General features: G+C 71.6%; 15 protein-coding genes. 11 read left to right on the top strand and 4 right to left on the bottom strand.

Annotation, left to right across the window (positions count from 1 at the left end; translation table 11 throughout):
* The first annotated feature begins 44 nt into the window (after positions 1-44).
* Together E4K62_RS00785 and nhaA are read left to right on the top strand one after the other, a co-directional pair.
* On the top strand, positions 45-1,235 hold the full coding sequence (locus E4K62_RS00785; RefSeq protein ID WP_135062647.1) for an MFS transporter: 1,191 nt from the start codon (positions 45-47) through the stop codon (positions 1,233-1,235).
* An 81-nt stretch (positions 1,236-1,316) separates the two neighbouring features.
* Positions 1,317-2,684 carry a Na+/H+ antiporter NhaA gene (nhaA, locus tag E4K62_RS00790; protein ID WP_135062649.1) on the top strand — a complete coding sequence of 456 codons (1,368 nt, stop codon included), beginning with the start codon at positions 1,317-1,319 and terminating at the stop codon, positions 2,682-2,684.
* 16 nt (positions 2,685-2,700) lie between these two features.
* Here nhaA and E4K62_RS00795 read toward each other — a convergent pair whose 3' ends face one another.
* Positions 2,701-3,042, bottom strand: a complete 342-nt coding sequence (locus tag E4K62_RS00795; RefSeq protein WP_135062651.1) for a GNAT family N-acetyltransferase — start codon at positions 3,040-3,042, stop codon at positions 2,701-2,703.
* Positions 3,043-3,120: 78 nt separating this feature from the next.
* Entirely contained in the window at positions 3,121-3,813 is a 693-nt protein-coding gene (locus tag E4K62_RS00800) for a hypothetical protein (RefSeq protein WP_135062653.1), read from the bottom strand.
* A gap of 147 nt (positions 3,814-3,960) precedes the next feature.
* Here E4K62_RS00800 and recQ point away from each other — a divergent pair, with 147 nt between their 5' ends.
* Positions 3,961-5,967, top strand: a complete 2,007-nt coding sequence (gene recQ / locus E4K62_RS00805) for a DNA helicase RecQ (RefSeq protein WP_135062655.1) — start codon at positions 3,961-3,963, stop codon at positions 5,965-5,967.
* On the opposite strand, the gene E4K62_RS00810 is transcribed toward recQ, so the two are convergent.
* On the bottom strand, positions 5,968-6,537 hold the full coding sequence (locus E4K62_RS00810) for a TetR/AcrR family transcriptional regulator (protein WP_135062657.1): 570 nt from the start codon (positions 6,535-6,537) through the stop codon (positions 5,968-5,970).
* 56 nt (positions 6,538-6,593) lie between these two features.
* On the opposite strand from E4K62_RS00810, the gene E4K62_RS00815 reads away from it, so the two are divergent.
* The 3 genes from E4K62_RS00815 to E4K62_RS00825 all read left to right on the top strand — a co-directional run bounded on the left by E4K62_RS00815 (position 6,594) and on the right by E4K62_RS00825 (position 10,368).
* Positions 6,594-7,232 carry an NAD(P)-dependent oxidoreductase gene (locus tag E4K62_RS00815; protein WP_167747682.1) on the top strand — a complete coding sequence of 213 codons (639 nt, stop codon included), beginning with the start codon at positions 6,594-6,596 and terminating at the stop codon, positions 7,230-7,232.
* Positions 7,229-8,188, top strand: coding sequence for an SDR family NAD(P)-dependent oxidoreductase (locus tag E4K62_RS00820; protein WP_135062661.1), 960 nt, complete (start codon positions 7,229-7,231; stop codon positions 8,186-8,188). The genes E4K62_RS00815 and E4K62_RS00820 overlap by 4 nt, the downstream gene beginning before the upstream one ends.
* A 74-nt stretch (positions 8,189-8,262) precedes the next feature.
* Positions 8,263-10,368: an acyl-CoA dehydrogenase family protein gene (locus tag E4K62_RS00825; RefSeq protein WP_135062663.1), complete on the top strand. Its 2,106-nt coding sequence runs from the start codon at positions 8,263-8,265 to the stop codon at positions 10,366-10,368.
* 21 nt (positions 10,369-10,389) lie between these two features.
* Here the strand turns inward: E4K62_RS00825 and E4K62_RS00830 are convergent, their stop codons facing one another.
* Complete coding sequence (locus tag E4K62_RS00830) at positions 10,390-10,713, bottom strand: hypothetical protein (protein ID WP_135062665.1); 324 nt, start codon at positions 10,711-10,713, stop codon at positions 10,390-10,392.
* Positions 10,714-10,764: 51 nt separating this feature from the next.
* Between E4K62_RS00830 and E4K62_RS00835 the strand changes: the two genes are divergently transcribed.
* The 5 genes from E4K62_RS00835 to E4K62_RS00855 all read left to right on the top strand — a co-directional run bounded on the left by E4K62_RS00835 (position 10,765) and on the right by E4K62_RS00855 (position 18,597).
* Complete coding sequence (locus E4K62_RS00835; RefSeq protein ID WP_135062667.1) at positions 10,765-11,340, top strand: DNA-3-methyladenine glycosylase I; 576 nt, start codon at positions 10,765-10,767, stop codon at positions 11,338-11,340.
* Positions 11,341-11,539: 199 nt separating this feature from the next.
* Positions 11,540-13,057, top strand: coding sequence for a DEAD/DEAH box helicase (locus tag E4K62_RS00840; protein ID WP_135062669.1), 1,518 nt, complete (start codon positions 11,540-11,542; stop codon positions 13,055-13,057).
* A 167-nt stretch (positions 13,058-13,224) separates the two neighbouring features.
* Entirely contained in the window at positions 13,225-13,815 is a 591-nt protein-coding gene (locus tag E4K62_RS00845) for a TetR/AcrR family transcriptional regulator (RefSeq protein ID WP_135062671.1), read from the top strand.
* A 1-nt stretch (position 13,816) separates the two neighbouring features.
* Entirely contained in the window at positions 13,817-16,072 is a 2,256-nt protein-coding gene (locus tag E4K62_RS00850; protein WP_135062673.1) for an LLM class flavin-dependent oxidoreductase, read from the top strand.
* 161 nt (positions 16,073-16,233) lie between these two features.
* The gene (locus E4K62_RS00855; protein WP_135062675.1) at positions 16,234-18,597 is read left to right on the top strand and encodes an ATP-binding cassette domain-containing protein; all 2,364 of its coding nucleotides are present in this window, start codon (positions 16,234-16,236) and stop codon (positions 18,595-18,597) included.
* Positions 18,598-18,652 lie beyond the last annotated feature (55 nt).

An 18,652-nucleotide genomic window follows, 5' to 3' on the forward strand; every position in this document is an offset into this window, starting at 1 on the left:
GCGAACGTCGGCCTTGCAGGGCAGGAGACAGGAAGGACTGCACGATGATGCATCGCGAACGGCCGGGAGGAATCGGGGTCGGGACGTCGAGAGCGGCGTGGCAGGCACGCGCGGTCTTCTTCCTGAACGGCCTCGTGTGCGCCAGTTACATCGCCTCGCTTCCGGCGCTGAAGGGGGTGTTCCGGCTGGATGACGGTGCATTGGGCGGGGTCGGCTTCGCCTTCGCCTTCGCCGCGCTCGTGGGGATGCAGGCGATGGGTCCCCTGACCGCGGCCGTGGGCGCCGGAACCGTCCTGCGAGTCTCGCTCGCCGCCCTGCCGCTGCTGCTGATCGCCCTCCCGTCGGCTCGCGGGCTCGGGGGCCTGCTCGTGGCCGTCGGCGCTTTCGGGGCCGTGCACGGCGCGACGGATGCGGCGATGAACGTCTACGCGGTCGGCATCGAACGCGCGCACGGTCGACGCCTGGTGAACTCGTGCCACGCCGCGTGGAGCGCGAGCGCGGTGGTGGCGTCGCTCGCGATGGGGGTGACCACCGCGGCCGGGCTGGACCTTCGCGTCCGCACGACTGTGGTGGCGGCGATCGCCCTCGCCGGCGGGATGGTCGTGGCGTCCACTCTCACGGCGGGTGATCCCGTCCGCCCCCGCCGCCGGGGCGTCCGGACACGGCGGGGGCGGTGGCCGCGCTCCCTGATCGTGTGGGGTCTTGCCGGGACGGCGCTCATGGTGTGCGATGGGGGTGTGCTGGGGTGGGGTGCGGTCATGCTCCACGACGGGCGCGGCGCCTCGCTCGCCCTGAGCGCGGGGGCGGTCACGGGCTTTGCGGTCGGCCAGACCGCGGGGCGGTTGGTGGGGGACCGTCTCGCCCACCGGTACGGCGCCCCAGCCCTCTTCCTCGTGGCGGGGGGTCTCGGGGTCTGCGGGCTCATGGTCGCGGTGCTGATGCCGGAACCCGCTGTCGCCGTGGCGGGCTTCGCCGTGGCCGGGCTGGGCATGTCGGTTCTGCTGCCGTTGCTCTTCAGCGCGGTCGGGCGCGCCGCATCCGATGACGCGGACTCGGGCCTGCTCGTCACCCGCTTCACCGGCTTCGTCTATACCGGGATCCTTCTCGGGCCCGCCGTGCTCGGGGTCGCCGCGGGCCGCGTCGGGATCGCCGTCGCGATGGGGATGCTCGTTCCGGTGCTGGCCGCGGTGACCATCGTGGCGGGGCGGGCGATGAGCAGCGTCCCGCACACGTGACCCGCTGCGCCCGCGATAGGGTGGAGGTGGCGCGTCGGGAAGTCTGGTCGACACCTCTTTCGTCGACTCTCAGGGATCCTCGTGACTCGTACCCCGCCCGTTCGCACCCCCGCCTGGCCCGGCTACGCCGAGGTCACCCGCGTGACCGCGCTCCTGCGCACCGAGGCCGTCGGCGGTGGCCTACTGGTGCTCGCCGCCGTGATCGCCATCGTGTGGGCCAACTCCCCCGTCGCCGACGGGTACTTCGCGCTGCGCGATCTGCGCATCGGATACGAGCCATGGCATCTGGAACTGAGCCTGGGGGCGTGGGCGGCCGATGGGCTGCTCGCCGTGTTCTTCTTCCTCGTGGGGCTCGAGCTCAAACGCGAAGTGGTGGTCGGAGACCTGCGCCGGTTCAGTACCGCGATCGTCCCCGTGACCGCCGCGGCGGGCGGCGTGATCGTGCCGGCGCTCATCTACCTCGCCATCGTCGGACCGCAGTCCTCGCTCGCGCAGGGGTGGGCGATCCCCACCGCCACCGACATCGCCTTCGCGGTGGCCGTGCTGGCGCTCGTGGGCTCGCACCTGCCGAGCCCGCTGCGGATCTTCCTGCTGACCCTGGCCGTCGTGGACGACCTCATCGCCATCGCGATCATCGCGATCTTCTACACCAGCGAGATCGAGGTCCTTCCCCTCGTGATCGCGGTGGCGGTCATCGCCGTCTACGGCGTCATCGCCCAGCGCTACCGCGCACTGTTCGCCGGGCGGCCCCTGGCGGCGTGGCTCGTGCTGCTGCCGATCGGGTTCGTCGCGTGGGCGTTCCTGCACGCCTCCGGGGTGCACGCGACCATCGCCGGGGTGGCGCTGGCCTTCACGATCCCGGTGCGCGCCTCCCGGCGCGACCGCGGCGAGGGCTCGCGACGCGACCTCGCCCAGGAGTTCGAGCACCGCTTCCGCCCGCTGTCCTCCGGGTTCGCGGTGCCGGTGTTCGCGTTCTTCGCCGCCGGGGTGGCCATCGGCGGCACCGACGGGATTGCGCGCGCGGTCACCGACCCCGTCACGATCGGCATCGTCGCGGCCCTCGTGCTGGGAAAGCCCATCGGCATCCTGCTGTCTGTGCGCCTGCTCACCCTCGTCGGCCGCGTCCGCCTGGACCCGGCGCTCCGGTGGGTGGATCTGCTCGGCGTGGGCCTGCTGGCTGGGATCGGCTTCACCGTCTCGCTCCTGATCGCAGAGCTGAGCTTCGGCGAAGGGTCGCTCCACAACGACGACGCCAAGATCGCGATCATGCTCGCGTCGGTGCTCGCGTCGCTGCTGGCCTCGAGCATCCTGCTCGTGCGCAACCGCCGCTACCGCCGCATCCACGAGGCCGAGCGCATCGACGACGACGGCGACGGCGTGCCCGACGTCTACCAGGCGCCGCTGCCGGAGAAGAAGCCGCGTCCGTCCCGCCGGGACCGGAGCGAGTGAGCGGGCGCCGCCCGGATCAGCCGGAGCTCTCGGACGGGGATGCCGCGTCCTCGGGAGCGTCATCCGCCCAGTCCACGACGAGCCCCGCGACCTCGTTCTCCCGCAGGTAGTTCACGACGAAGGGGCACGTCGGGCGGACGGCGTCGCCGCGGCGGGCCAGATCCGCGAGCGCCTCGCCCACCAGGGTCGTCCCGAGCCCCCGGCCCTTGAACGCCGAGTCGACCTGGGTGTGCGGCAGTTCCACCGCACCTTCGTCGGAGGGCTCGAGCACGAGGAATCCGCCGAGGGTGTCGCCCACGTGGATCTCGTAGCGCGACTCGTCGTCGTTGCGCGTCACGGTGATGTCGTCGTCGGTCATCGGATTTCCTTCCGGTCGCTGTCCCCAACGTAGGCGCGGCCTCGTCTGTTCCGCCATCCTCCGCTCGGCCGAGCGCGCCTACCCTGACGCGGGCAGCCGCGTCACCGCGAAGCGCGCGACCGGGTGCACCGACAGGTCGACGGCGATCTCCTGCGTGATCCCGGCGGCCGGGTCGACCAGCGTAGCCGGGTCGATGTCGGCCGTGACGGAGTAGACCGCCGGATAGATGAGGAAGCTCATCGTCGCCGCAGCCGGGTCGTCGACCTGGGTCACGGTCGCCCCCGGGACCTCGAACGACACGAATTTCATCTCGATCCGGCTGACTTCCGCCGAGACCATCAGGTTCGTGGTCAGCGAGTCGGTCAACTGCCATTCGTCCGCCTCGGCGTTCCAGGCGACGGTGAGCACCGACCGCTCCTGCTGCCCGGCCAGCTCGTAGCCGAACGTCACGTTGCGCGTGTCCTCGTCGCCGGTGGTGTCGGCCTCGACCGTCACGTTCTCGATGCGCTGGGCTCCGGCCAGCACGGCGTCGGTGCGCAGCGTGTCGGCGTCGACATCCGGCAGCTGCGGGTCGCCGATGGCAGCGGCGTCGAGCTGCCGGGCCCTGGTGGCGTCACCGGCCGCGATGGCGCCGAGGTACTCCGCGACGACCTCGGTGGGATCGGGGCGCGGCGGCTCGGATGTGGCGCACGCGGTGGTCGCCCAGACCAGGCCGGCGACGACAACCGCTGCCAGCGCGCGATCAGCATTCCTACGTCCTGTCCCGACCACGGACATCCCTTCCCCGGCGGCGCGGCCGTGCGCCCCGCGCAAATCTAGCGGACCCACGCCGGCCCCTCCGCCGCCGGCGTGGGCGGGCCGTCCACCGATCGACGGCTCGGGTCGGTCTGCGTCGGGGGCGCGGGTTACCGTGGAGGGGTGAGTGCGCCCGGCTACGACCCCGACCCGGGATACGCCGACCTCGATGACCCGTACGCCGGGTTCGACTGGAACCCCGACGACGCCCCGCCCCCCGACGACCTCTACGCGCCGCCCCCACCCGATGCCGCGGGGTTCGGGCCGGTCGCCGGCGCAGCATCCGTCCCCGGCCTGACCGCCGCAGTGCGGGACTTCACGGGGCGTGACCCGCGCGACGTGCTGCACGAGGTCTACGGTTACGACACCTTCCGCGGCGATCAGGGCGACGTCGTCTCACACGTCATCGGCGGCGGGGACGCGGTCGTGCTGATGCCCACCGGTGGCGGCAAGAGCGTCACCTACCAGGTGCCCGCGCTCGTGCGCCCGGGCACCGGGCTGGTCGTCAGCCCGCTGATCGCGCTCATGCACGACCAGGTCGACGCGCTCGTCGCCAACGGCGTGCGAGCGGCGTACCTCAACTCCACGCAGAGCCCCGCCGAGCGGCAGCAGGTCGAGCAGGCCTATCTCGCCGGAACCCTCGACCTCCTCTACGTCGCCCCCGAGCGGCTGAACGGCGCGCAGACGCTGAACCTGCTCACGCGCGGACGGCTCAGCGTCATCGCGATCGACGAGGCCCATTGCGTCTCGCAGTGGGGTCACGACTTCCGTCCCGACTACCTCGCCCTCGGCGACCTCGCCGACCGGTTCCCCGGCGTCCCGCGCATGGCGCTCACCGCGACGGCGACGCCCGCGACCGCGCGTGAGATCGTCGAGCGGCTGCGCCTGGACGGAGCCCGCCGGTTCGTCGCGAGCTTCGACCGCCCGAACATCCAGTACCGCATCGCGCCGAAGGTCGAGCCGCGCAAGCAGCTGGCGGCTTTCATCCGCGCGCAGCCGGAGGGGTCCGCCGGCATCGTCTACGCCCTCAGCCGCAAGACCGTCGACCAGACCGCGGAGTTCCTGCGCGGGCAGGGGATCGACGCGCTGGCCTATCACGCCGGCCTCGACGGCTCCGTCCGCGCCGCCCACCAGTCCCGGTTCCTCCGCGAGGACGGCGTCGTGATGGTCGCGACCATCGCGTTCGGCATGGGCATCGACAAGCCCGACGTGCGGTTCGTCGCGCACATCGACCTGCCCAAATCCGTCGAGGGGTACTACCAGGAGACCGGTCGCGCGGGCCGCGACGGCGAGCCGGCCGTGGCGTGGATGGCGTATGGACTCGGCGACGTCGTGCAGCAGCGCCGCATGATCGACCAGTCGCCCGGCGACCGCACCTTCAAGATGCGCCTGGGCCAGCACCTGGACGCGATGCTGGGGCTGTGCGAGACCGTCGCCTGCCGCCGGCAGAACCTGCTCGCGTACTTCGGCGAGCACGCCGGCCCGTGCGGCAATTGCGACACGTGCCTCGAGCCGCCCGAGACGTGGGACGGCCTCGTCGCCGCGCAGAAGCTCCTCTCCACGATCGTGCGGCTGCAGCGAGAGCGCGGCCAGTCCTTCGGGGCCGGGCATCTGGTCGACATCCTGCGCGGCGCCAAGACCGACCGTATTTCGCAGCAGCGGCACGACAAGCTCGCCACGTACGGCATCGGCGCCGACCTGTCGGATCAGGACTGGCGCAGCGTCGTGCGGCAGTTGCTCGCGCGCGGGCTTCTCGTCGCGCAGGGCGACTACGGCACCCTCGCCCTCACCGAGGCCAGCGGCGGTGTGCTGCGCGGCGAGACGCCTGTGCCGCTGCGGCGGGACACGCTCGGGCGCACCGGCGGCGGGCCGCGCGTGCGCAAGCCTTCCGCGGCGGAGTCGGTGGATGCCGGCGACCGCGACCTGTTCGAGGCGCTGCGCGCGTGGCGGGCCGAGCAGGCGCGCGAACAGGGCGTTCCGGCCTACATCGTCTTCGGCGATGCGACCCTCCGGGCGCTCGCCGCCGCCCGTCCCGCCTCGCTCGGCGACCTGGACGGCATCACCGGCATCGGCGCCAAGAAGCGGGAGGCCTACGGCGACCGCATCCTCGCCGTCGTCGCCGCCCACTGATCACCGTGACGTCCACACTCCCACCGCGTCCACGCAACGCTCGATGAGGGCCGCGTCGGCGGGGGCTCGTTCGATGGTCGCCCGGTAGTAGAGGGGGCCGATCGCGAGGGCGGCCGCATCCGACGGCTCTCCCCGCAGCGAGAGCTCGCCCGCCTGCTCCGCTGCCGTGAGCGCGGCGGCCAATCGTCGCGACAGGACGCCCGCGAAACCGGCGCGGCGCGCGTCCATGCCGGGGTTCCACAGGGCCGCGTTGGCGAGGGTCGTCGCGACGGCTCGAACCTCATCGAGTTCCAGTTCGCGTGCGAGCGAGGTGAACTCACCGGCCAGCCACGGCCGGAACGGGGAGGCGGGCGCCTCGAAGAACGGCAGCGGAACAGTGGCCATCGCTTCGGCCAGAAGCTGTTCCGGCTGCGGCCAGTGCCGGTACACGGTGGCACGGCCGATCCCGGCGTGCTCGGCGATGCGGTGGTGGGTGACCGCGCCGGGGCCGTGCGCGAGCAGCAGCTCGCGCGCCGCATCCAGCATCGCCTGCCGGCTGCGCAGGAAGCGGGGGTCGGGGTCGTCCGTCACGGCATCAGTCTATGAGACATGTTGACTCAGAGACCATCGCGTGCGACTCTTCGTCTATGAGACATAATGTATCGAACCGCAGGGTTCTCGTGCTCGGCGCGACCGGACGGACCGGTCGCCACGTGGCCGCGCGGGCCGCCCGCGCCGGGCACGCGGTCATCGCCCTCGTCCGCCGGGAGGGATCGTTCTCGCCCGAGCGCGGAGTGCGTGAAGTGGCCTGGGCCGGCGCCTCGGACACGGCGGGCCTGAGCGCCGCTCTCGAGGGGGTGGACGTGGTGATCAGCGCCCTGGGGGGATCGGAGACGGGGGTCACGACGGTGTGCACCGACGCGATGCACACCCTGGTGCCTACCATGACCGCGGCCGCGGTTCCCCGGCTCATCGTCGTGAGCGCCCACGGGGCGCGCGAGAGCCACGACCGGTCGCTGTACGCGAGGGCGGTGTGGTCACGCGTGGGCGAGAAGATGGCCGACAAGGAGACGATGGAGCCGCTCATCGCCGCCTCGGGTCTGGAGTGGACGATCGTCCGCCCGCCCATGCTCAGGGACAGCCCGGCGACTGGGCGATACCGGACCGGGGAGGACCTGCCGATCCGGCTCTGGCACTTCATCGGCCGCGCCGACCTGGCCGACTTCCTCGTCCGCGAGGCGGAGGAGCCGCAGTACGTGCGCCGCTACCCCCGGATCCGTCGATGAGCGCCGGTCGACGCGTCGCCGTCGTCACCGGCGCCACCGGCGGGATGGGGCGGGTTCTCACGCGGGAGCTCGTCCGGAACGGCCTGCATGTCGTCGCCGTGGCTCGGGACGCCGTCCGGGCAGACGCCCTCCTCTCGCCCGACATGCCGGGTGGGGGCACGTGGGAGGTGGTCGCCGGTGATCTCTCCCAGCGAGCGGGCGTCATCCGGGTCGCCGGTGCGATCGCAGAGCGTCACGACGCCGTGCACGTCCTGATCAACAACGCCGGCGCGCACTACGCGCAGCATCGCCGGTCACCCGATGGCATCGAGCTGCACATCGCGGTCGACTATCTGGCCGCGTTCGGCATGATCACGCAGCTCGAGGAGCAGCTTCGACGTGGCAGGGCGCGGGTCGTCAACGTCGCCTCGGACAGCCTCCGCGACGCCCGCCGCATCACGCTCCTGGGCACGCCGCGGCCGGCCACGATCGACGCGGGAGAGCTGGATGACCTTGCGCGCCTCAACCCGGCGGCGGGCTTCATCGCCTTCGATGCCTATGCGCGGGCGAAGCTGCTGACGGTCACCGCCGGCTACAGCCTCGCCCGCTCCTTCGCCGGGGAGGTCACCGTGAACGCGGTGCACCCCGGCATCGTCTCCACCGAGATCATCGACAGCCTCATCCCCGCCCCGCTCCGGCCGCTGGAAGGGCTCATCCGGCGCGCCCTGCTCACCCCCGAGCAGGGCGCCGCGGCCGCGCTCCGCCTCGCCGTCGATCCGGCGATGGAGGGGGTCACCGGACGGTATTTCGTTCGCGACATCGAGACGCCGACGCCGCCCGTCTCCCGCGACCCCGATGTGCAGCGTCGGCTTCGGGAAACGAGCGACCGCTTCTTCCGCGGCGCCGCGGAATGTGCCGACTGTGCGGGGAGCACAAGCCGGGGCGGCGACATGGACGAACCGACTTGTGGGGAGTGACCAACCAGCTTGGAGGGCGGTTGTGGGAAGCCTACGGTGAGAGTCGATTCTCGTCCCGCCGAAAGGTGTTGAACATGGCTGACGCCGCCGTCCGACCGACCACGCCCGCCGAAGACAAGCGCACCCCCGCGGGGGGCGCCCCCACCGCCGCACACACCGCGGCCGAAGCATCCGAAGCCCAGATCGACGTCACCGCGGTGACGAACCTGCTGCTGGGCACGTGGGCCGACACGCGCCGCACGGCGCGCGAGATGATCAAAGACCCCGCCTTCTGGCGCGTCGACGGCCTGTCGATGCCGGAGCACCGCGAGCGGGTCCTGAGCCAGCTGCACCTCCTGGTGGAGAACAAGGCCGTGCATCGCGCGTTCCCCAAGCGCTTCGGCGGCGCCGAAGACAACGGCAGCAACATCGCCGGCTTCGAAGAGCTCGTCGTGGCCGACCCGAGCCTGCAGATCAAATCCGGCGTGCAGTGGGGCCTGTTCGGCGCCGCGGTGCTGCAGCTGGGCACGAAGGAGCACCACGACAAGTGGCTCCCGGGCATCATGAGCCTGGAGATCCCCGGTGCCTTCGCCATGACCGAGACCGGGCACGGCTCGGATGTCGCGGCCATCGGCACGACCGCCACGTACGACCCCGAGACCGAGGAGTTCGTCATCAACACGCCGTTCCGCGGGGCGTGGAAGGACTACCTCGGCAACGCCGCACTGCACGGCATCGCCGCGACGGTGTTCGCGCAGCTCATCACGAACGGCGTCAACCACGGCGTGCACTGCTTCTACGTGCCGCTGCGCGACGACAACGGCGACTTCCTCCCCGGCATCGGCGGCGAGGACGACGGCCTCAAGGGGGGCCTCAACGGCATCGACAACGGACGCCTGCACTTCGACAACGTGCGCGTCCCGCGCACGAACCTGCTCAACCGCTACGGCGACGTCGCCCCCGACGGCACCTACACGAGCGAGATCTCCAGCCCCGGACGCCGCTTCTTCACGATGCTCGGCACGCTCGTGCAGGGCCGCATCTCCCTCGACGGCGCCGCATCCTGGGGCTCGGCCCTCGGCCTGTACATCGCGATCACGTACGCCAACCAGCGCCGGCAGTTCGACTCCGGCCTCGGGACGCCCGAGGTCGTGCTGCTGGACTACGGCAAGCACCAGCGCCGCCTCCTGCCGCGCCTGGCGACGACGTACGCGCACATCTTCGCGCACGACGAGTTCCTGCAGAAGTTCGATGCCGTCTTCAGCGGCGTCACCGACACCGACGAGGACCGGCAGGATCTGGAAACCCTCGCCGCCGCGCTCAAGCCGCTCTCCACATGGCACGCGCTGGACACGCTGCAGGAGGCTCGCGAGGCGTGCGGCGGAGCGGGCTTCCTGTTCGAGAACCGTCTGGTGGGCCTCCGGCAGGACCTCGACATCTACGCCACCTTCGAGGGCGACAACAACGTCCTGCTGCAGCTGGTGGGCAAGCGCCTGCTGTCGGACTACGGCCGGCAGTTCAAGGGCAAGGATGCCAAGTCCCTCGCCGCCTTCGCCGTCGGTCAGACCGCCGGCAAGGTGTTCCACGGTGCGGGCCTCCGCCAGCTCGGCCAGGCCGTCAGCGACTTCGGCTCGACCGCGCGGGCTGTCGAGCGCGGACTGCGCGCCGATCAGCAGCACGAGCTGCTCGCCGGGCGCGTGCAGCAGATGGTCGCCGATCTGGCCGGTCGCCTGCGTCCGGCCGCGAAGCTCTCCCCCGAGGACGCCGCGGCCCTGTTCAACGCGAACCAGGCCGAGCTCATCGAGGCCGCCCGCGCCCACGGCGAGCTGCTGATGTGGGAGGCGTTCACGGATGCGGTCAACAAGACGCAGGGCGACGGCACCCGCAAGGTCCTGACGTGGCTGCGCGACCTCTTCGGCCTGACCGTCATCGAGAAGCACCTCGCGTGGTACCTCATCAACGGGCGCCTGTCCGCCCAGCGCGCCGCTGCGGTGTCGAGCTACATCGACCGCCTGTGCCTGCGTCTGCGGCCGCACGCCCAGGACCTCGTCGACGCGTTCGGCTACGAGCCCGAGCACGTGCGAGCGCCTCTCGCCTCGGGTGCCGAGCAGGCCCGCCAGGACGAGGCGGCGGCGTATTACGCCGAGCTCGCCGCATCCGGCAACGCCCCCGTGCCCGAGCGCAAGCCCGCGAAGAAGTAGCGCGGCGTGCCGGCGGGCGGCTCAGTCGTCCGCCGGCCGCCACGCGGCCACGAACTGCGCGACCGACATCTCGTCGAGGTCGCGCCGGGTTGCCTGGAGCATGCGGTCGGCCTCCTGCGGCTGCCCCGCAGCGACGCGCAGCACCTCCGCGCCCGTGTCGATGCGGGTGACGACGAGGTCCATCCCGGGCAGCAGTTCGTCCGTGACGCTGACGCCGACGAGCGCGATCGCGTAGGACGAGACCACCCGCAGCGCCTTGTTCAGTGGGCTGACGCGGCGGTCCTCCAGCCTCGCCCGCAGGATGTCGGCGGCGCGGGTGCGGGAATCCGGATCGGGAGAGACCATGCGTCCACCTTTCCGCATCCGCGCGTCGGAGCGCACGGATAGGGTGGCGCGGTGACCACCGACGTGCGGACCGGAGCCGACGGCGTCGCGCGCTGCGCGTGGGCGGCGGATGATGCGGAGTACCTCCGCTACCACGACGAGGAGTGGGGCGTACCGCTCCACGGCGACCGCGCGCTGTTCGAGAAGATGAGCCTCGAGGGCTTCCAGGCCGGCCTCGCGTGGATCACGATCCTGCGCAAGCGACCGCGCTTCCGGGAGGTGTTCGCCGGGTTCGAGCCGGAGCGGGTGGCCGCCTTCGGCCCCGACGACATCGAGCGCCTCATGCAGGATGCCGGCATCATCCGCAATCGCGCGAAGATCGAGGCCACCATCTCCAATGCGCGCCTGGTCGCGGGCATGGCCGACGGCGAGCTCGACGCGCTGATGTGGTCGTTCGCGCCCCCGCCGCGCCCGCAGCATCCGGTGTCGTTCGCGGAGGTTCCCGCCGTCACGCCCGAGTCCACGGCGCTGAGCAAGGCGCTGCGCGCCCGCGGATTCCGCTTCGTCGGCCCCACGACGATGTACGCCCTGATGCAGTCCGCCGGCATGGTCGACGACCACGTCGAGGGGTGCTGGCGCGCCGGGTGAACCGCCGGCGACGCGTCACCGGGTAGACTGGACCCACTGCGGAGCGATTCCTGCTCCCTGCGTCGTCGAACGCATCGGCCCTTCCGGCCCGAACTTTCCACGGCGAACGGATGCGTCACCCGGCGCCTTCGCCCTCCTCTGCGGCTCGGCCGCATTCTGATCCGCCATGCGCGCCGCTGCGCGCCGGCATGAAAGACACATGACTTCCTCCACCACTTTCGCCGATCTCGGCGTACCCGCTCCCCTGGTCGACGTCCTCGCTTCGCAGGGCATGACCGAAGCGTTCCCCATCCAGGCCGACACGCTCGCCGACACCCTCGCCGGGCGCGACGTGCTCGGGCGCGGCAAGACGGGCTCGGGCAAGACCCTCGCCTTCTCGCTCCCGCTCGTGGCACGCCTGGGCGCGAAGACCTCGACCCGCCGTGGTCGCAAGCCCCGCGCGCTCGTCCTGGCCCCCACGCGTGAGCTCGCCAACCAGATCGACGCCGTCATCAAGCCCCTCGCCGCCGCATACGGTCTGACCACCACGACCGTCTACGGCGGGGTCAACCAGCGCCGTCAGGTCGACGCGCTCGCCGCCGGCGTCGACATCCTCGTCGCGTGCCCCGGGCGCCTGGAAGACCTCATCTCCCAGGGCTTCGCGAGCCTGGACGACATCGAGATCACGGTGCTCGACGAGGCCGACCACATGGCCGACCTCGGCTTCCTGCCGGGCGTCACGCGCCTGCTCACCCGCACGCCCGCCGGCGGGCAGCGCCTGCTGTTCTCGGCGACGCTGGACAACGGCGTGGACAAGCTCGTCCGCAAGTTCCTCCGCAACGAGGTGCTGCACTCGGTCGACGAGGCCACGTCGCACGTGGCCGCGATGACCCACCACGTCTTCGTCGCGGCGGATGCCACGGCCAAGGCCGCGCTCGTGCGCACCCTCGCATCCGGCTCGAGCCGCCGCATCCTGTTCACCCGCACGAAGCACCAGGCCAAGAAGCTGGCCCGCACGCTCACGGCCGCGGGCATCCCCTCGGTCGACCTGCACGGCAACCTGTCGCAGCCGCAGCGCGACCGCAACCTCGCGGCGTTCAGCGCCGGCACCGCCCGCGTCCTCGTGGCGACGGATGTCGCCGCGCGCGGCGTGCACGTGGACGACATCGCCCTCGTGGTGCACGTCGACCCGCCCGTCGAGCACAAGGCGTACCTGCACCGCTCGGGCCGCACCGCCCGTGCCGGCAGCGCGGGTGACGTCGTGACGGTGATGCTCCCCGAGCAGCGCCGCGACACCCTCGACATCCTGCGCAAGGCCGCCATCAAGGCCACGCCCACCCCCGTGACCTCGGATTCGTCCGAGGTGACCGCGCTCGTCGGCGAGGTCGCGGAGTACGTGACGCCCGCTCCGGTCGTCGCCCCGCAGCGCGGTGGCGGGCAGTCGCAGGGCGCCAACGCGCAGCGCAAGCGCGCCGCCCGCGGTGGCGCACCGGCCGGCTCCGGCCGTTCGGGCGGTTCGGCGGGCGGCCAGGGTCGCCGTTCCGGTGGCCGCGGTGCCGCGCCGGTGGCCGCCGGTGCCGCTGCCTCGACCGCGGGCTCCCGCTCCGGCGGCGGACCGCGCTCGGGCGGATCGGCGTCCGGTGGACGCGGATCCGCGTCGGGCGCACGCCCGGGCGGAATCCGCGTCGGCGACGTCGTGCGCGGCAACGCGCGCTCGAACCGTCGCGCGCAGGGCTGACGCCGCCGCACCCTCCTCTTCTCGTCCGCGAGACTGCACGCCACCGGCGAAACCCCGACAATATGTCGCGGTCTCGCCGGTGGCGTGCTGTTTCGCGGGAACGGAGTTCGCGAGGGGCGAAACGCTGAAACGGATGAGTCATCCGTTTCAGGAGTACGCTGGCGCCCATGACCCGCCTTCGAGCCGACGCCGCACGCAGCCGTGACGCGATCCTGTGCGCCGCGCGGCGCATCCCTCGCGGCGAGCTGAGGCTCAACGACGTCGCGCGCGAGGCGGGCGTCGGCGTCGCGACCGTGTATCGGCACTTCCCGACGGTCGCGGCGCTGTCCGAAGCGCTCTCGCTCGATTCGATCCAGCGCCTGCGGGTCCTCGCGGGCGAGGCGGAGCGCACGCCGGACGCCGGCGCCGCACTGCACACGCTCTTGGCCGCCGCGCTCGAGCTGCAACTCGCCGACGAAGGCGTGCAGGCGGTCATCACCGCGCCTGACGCCGAACTGGGTGCGGCCCGCGAGGCCAAGTGCGCATTCGTCACGAGCCTGCGCGCGGCACTCGAGCGCGCACAGGTTGCCGGGGCCGTGCGTCCGGACATCACTGTCGACCACGTGCGGCGGATGCTGTGCGGCGTCGAGCACGCGGTGCGCCTCGGCTCACCCGATGACCGACCAGTACTCCTCGACGTCGTCCTCGGCGGCCTCCGCCCCGCGCGGGCCGCCGAACCCTCTTCTTCTTCCCCCACTCCTCAGACAGCAGGGAGCTGACATGGATTACGGTCACGGACTCGAGTTCGGAGCCTTCATAACACCCACCGCGGCCGACCCGCAGGTTCCGGTCACCCTCGCGCAGATGGCGGAGGCCTCCGGGCTCGACCTGGTCACGTTCCAGGACCACCCGTACCAGCCGGCGTTCTTGGACACCTGGACCCTCATGACCTACGTCGCCGCGCAGACGGAGCGCGTGCGCATCGCGCCGAACGTGCTGAACATGCCGCTGCGTCCGCCCGCCGTCGTCGCGCGCGCCGCCGCGAGCCTCGACCTCCTTTCCGGCGGACGCTTCGATCTCGGGCTCGGCGCGGGCGCGTTCTGGGATGCGATCGAGGCCATGGGCGAACCTCGGCTCACGCCCGGTCAGGCCGTGACGGCCCTCGAGGAGGCCATCGTGGTCATGCGCGAGCTGTGGGACACGTCGGCGCGCGGCGGCGTCTTCACCGACGGCCGGTACCACCGCGTGCACGGGGCCAAGCGCGGCCCGCGCCCGGCACACCGCATCCCGCTGCTGATCGGGGCTCTCAAGCCGCGGATGCTGGCGCTGACCGGTCGGCTCGGAGACGGCTGGCTGCCCTCCGAGGCCTACATGCAGCCTGGCGACCTCGCGCGCGGCAACACCGCGATCGACGAGGCGGCCGAGGGGGCCGCGCGTGACCCGCGGGAGATCCGCCGCCTGTTGAACGTGGCTCCGCCCAGCGGTGATGTGAGCGCGTGGGCCGCGAAGATGGCCCGGTATGCGCTCGAGGATGGCGTGTCGACGTTCATCGTGGCCAGCGACGATCCGCGAGTGTTCCAGGTCGTGGGCCAGGAGCTGGCACCGGCGGTGCGTGAGCTGGTCGCCCGCGAGCGCGGAACGCGCGGCACCACGGAGGCGCCGGTGCGATCCGTCGCCTCGCTCGCGCGGCGACGGGCGGGCATCGACTACAACGGTGTGCCCGCGGGCATGCGGGCGATCGAGCCGGGCGACTTCGCGTACGCCGACGTGAGCTCCACCTACCTCCGCGGCGGTGCGCCGGGCATCGTCCTGCAGCCCGACTCCACGGCGCAGGTGGTCGAGGCCGTCGCATATGCGCGGCGACACCGAGGGGTGCCGCTCGGGATCCGCAGCGGCGGGCACGGCATCAGCGGGCGCAGCACGAACGATGGCGGCATCGTGATCGATCTGCGCCGGCTCAACGCCATCGAGGTGCTCGACGCGTCCCGCCGGCTGGTGCGCATCGGTCCCGGGGCGCGGTGGCGAGAGGTCGCCGCAGCGCTGGATGAGCACGGTTGGGCGCTCAGCTCGGGCGACTACGGCGGCGTCGGGGTCGGCGGGCTCGCCACGGCCGGCGGCATCGGCTTCCTCGTGCGCGAGCATGGTCTCACGATCGATCACCTGCGTGCCGCCGAGGTGGTACTCGCCGACGGCTCGGTCGTGCGCACGGATGCCGGCACCCGCCCCGAGCTGTTCTGGGCGATCCGCGGCGCGGGCGCGAACGTCGGCATCGTGACGAGCTTCGAGTTCGAGGTCGACGAGGTCGGCGAGGTCGGATGGGCGCAGCTGGCGTTCGACGCCTCCGACACCGAGGAGTTCCTCACCGGCTACGGTGCCGTGATGGCGGCGGCTCCGCGCGATCTGACGGCGTTCCTCATCATGGGCGCCCGCCGGCCGGGTCAGCCCCGCATTGCGCAGATCATGGCGATGGTCGACTCCTCCGATCCGGACACGATTCTCGCGCGACTGCAGCCGTTCGCCGAGCTCGCGCCGCTCGTGCAGCAGTCGGTACAGGTCACGAGCTATGCGCGCGTCATGGCCAACGCCGACCTCGGTCCGCAGCACGGGCGCGGCGAGCCGCATGCCCGGTCGCTTCTGCTGAGTGAGATCACGCCGGAGTTCGCGGCGGAGGCCGTGCGGATGCTCGATGCGGGCGCGTCGTACTTCCTTCAGCTCCGCTCCGTCGGTGGGGCCGTGAGCGACGTCGGAGAGGACGACACCGCGTACTCGCACCGCGGGGCGCAGTTCTCCGTGGTGGCGCTCGGCGCCGATCCGGGACGTCTGGACGCGGCGTGGGAGGCGGTGCGCGTGCACGGACGCGGCATGTACCTGAGCTTCGACTCGTCCACGAGGCCCGAGCGCATCCTCGATGCCTTCCCGCCGGACAAGCTGGAGCGGTTGCTCGCCCTCAAGCACGAGGTCGATCCCGACGCCCTGTTCGTGGACAACTTCTCCGTGGCGCAGTACGACGCCGCGGAGGTCGCCGCCGCGTCCTGAGCCCGCTACGCAGCGAGACCGCATCCCCGCGACGAGACCGCGACATGATGTCGCGGTCTCGTCGGTGCGATGCGGTCTCGCGGAGGTGTGGATGCGAGAGGCGGACGCCGCGTGTCCGCGATGTGCGGAACACTGGGCACACCGACCGAGGAGGAGCACGCATGGCCGCAGCATCGCCCGAGTCCACCGCATCCGCGCCGGACAGCCACGACGTGATCCGCGTCGTGGGGGCGCGCGAGAACAACCTGCAGGGCATCAGCGTCGAGATCCCCAAACGGCGCCTCACGGTGTTCACCGGCGTGAGCGGATCGGGGAAGTCGTCCCTCGTGTTCGGCACGATCGCGGCCGAATCGCAGCGGCTGATCAACGAGACGTACCCGACGTTCGTGCAGGCGTTCATGTCGACGCCCCCGCGGCCCGAGGTCGACGCGCTGGAGAACATCAGCCCCGCGATCCTCGTCGACCAGGAGCGCATGGGCGCCAACGCCCGCTCCACCGTGGGCACCGCGACCGACGTGCACGCGATGCTGCGGATGCTGTTCAGCCGCCTCGGCGTCCCGCACGTCGGGTCGCCGCAGGCCTTCTCGTTCAACGTCCCCTCCGTGCGCGGCGGCGGCGCGATGACCTCCGAGCGCGGCGGAAAGACCGTAAAGGAGCATCGCTCGTTCGAGATCACCGGCGGGATGTGCCCGCGGTGCGAAGGCCTGGGCGAAGTGAGCGAGATCGACCTGGACCAGCTGTTCGACCGCACCAAGTCGCTCGCAGAGGGGGCGCTGACGATCCCCGGATACAACGTCGACGGCTGGATGGTGCGCCAGTTCACGGAGTCGGGATTCCTCGACGCGGACAAGCCCATCCAGGACTACACCGAGCAGGAGCTGGCCGACTTCCTCCACAAGGAGCCGGTCAAGGTCAAGATCCAGGGCATCAACATCACGTACGAGGGCCTCGTGCCCAAGATCACCAAGAGCGTCCTGCAGAAGGACCGCGACTCGCTGCAGGCGCACATCCGCGCCTTCGTCGACCGCGCCGTGCGCTTCACCGCGTGCCCCGACTGCGGCGGCACGCGCCTGAACGACGGCGCCCGCTCGTCGACCATCGACGGCGTCAGCATCGCGGATGCGGCGGCCATGCAGATCACCGACCTCGCCGCGTGGCTGCGGACCATCGACGACCCCGCCGTCGCCCCGCTGATCGCCGGGCTCCGTGACACCGTGGACTCCTTCGTCGACATCGGCCTGGGCTACCTGTCGCTCGACCGGGCCAGCGGCACGCTGTCGGGCGGCGAGGCGCAGCGGACGAAGATGATCCGCCACCTGCGCTCGAGCCTCACCGACGTCACGTACGTGTTCGACGAACCGACCGCGGGCCTGCATCCGCACGACATCCAGCGGATGAACGCGCTGCTGCTCGCCCTGCGCGACAAGGGCAACACGGTGCTCGTGGTCGAGCACAAGCCGGAGGTCATCGCGATCGCCGACTTCGTGGTCGACCTCGGTCCGGGGGCGGGGCGCGACGGCGGCCGCATCCAGTTCACCGGCGACGTCGCGGGCCTGCGGAAATCCGACACGCTCACGGGACGCCACCTCGACCATCGCGCGCGGCTGAAGGATTCCACGCGCACCCCACAGGGCGCGCTGCAGATCCGCGTAGCCACGCAGCACAACCTCAAGAACGTCGATGTCGACGTGCCCCTCGGCGTGCTCACCGTCGTCACCGGCGTCGCGGGGTCGGGCAAGTCCTCCCTCATCCACGGCAACCTCGCGGGCCTCGACGACGTGGTCGTCGTCGACCAGGCGCCCATCCGAGGGTCACGGCGCAGCAGCCCGGCGACCTACACGGGAGTGCTGGATGCGGTGCGCTCGGCGTTCGCGAAGGCGAACGGCGTGAAGCCGTCCCTGTTCAGCGCCAACTCCGAGGGCGCGTGCATCGCGTGCAAGGGACTCGGCGTCATCATCACCGACCTCGGGTTCCAGTCCACGGTGGAGACGGTGTGCGAGGTGTGCGAGGGCACCGGATTCTCCGACGAGGTGCTGCAGTACCGCCTGGAGGGGAAGAACATCTCCGAGGTGCTGTCGATGTCGGCCGCCGACGCGGCGGAGTTCTTCCCCAAGGGCCCCGCGCACACGACGCTCGCCCGCATGGTCGACGTGGGCCTGGGATACCTGACCCTCGGGCAGTCGTTGAACACGCTGTCCGGCGGCGAGCGGCAGCGCCTGAAGCTGGCGATCTCGATGGCCAAATCGGGCGCGGTGTACGTCCTGGACGAGCCGACGACCGGTCTGCACCTCGCCGACGTCGACAATCTGCTGGGCCTGCTGGACCGCCTGGTGGATGCGGGCAACAGCGTCATCGTGATCGAGCATCATCAGGCGGTCATGGTGCACGCCGACCGGATCATCGACATCGGCCCGGGGGCCGGACGCGACGGCGGGACGATCGTCTTCGAGGGGTCGCCCGCCGACCTCGTGGCCGCCGCATCCACCCTCACCGGCCAGCACCTCGCCGCCTACGTCGCGTCCTGACACCCGTCGCGGAACACAGCGGCGACGTCGGCGCCCCTAGACTGAGCGCCGGCCG

Source organism: Microbacterium wangchenii (genome assembly GCF_004564355.1).
Classification (GTDB): Bacteria; Actinomycetota; Actinomycetes; order Actinomycetales; family Microbacteriaceae; genus Microbacterium; species Microbacterium wangchenii.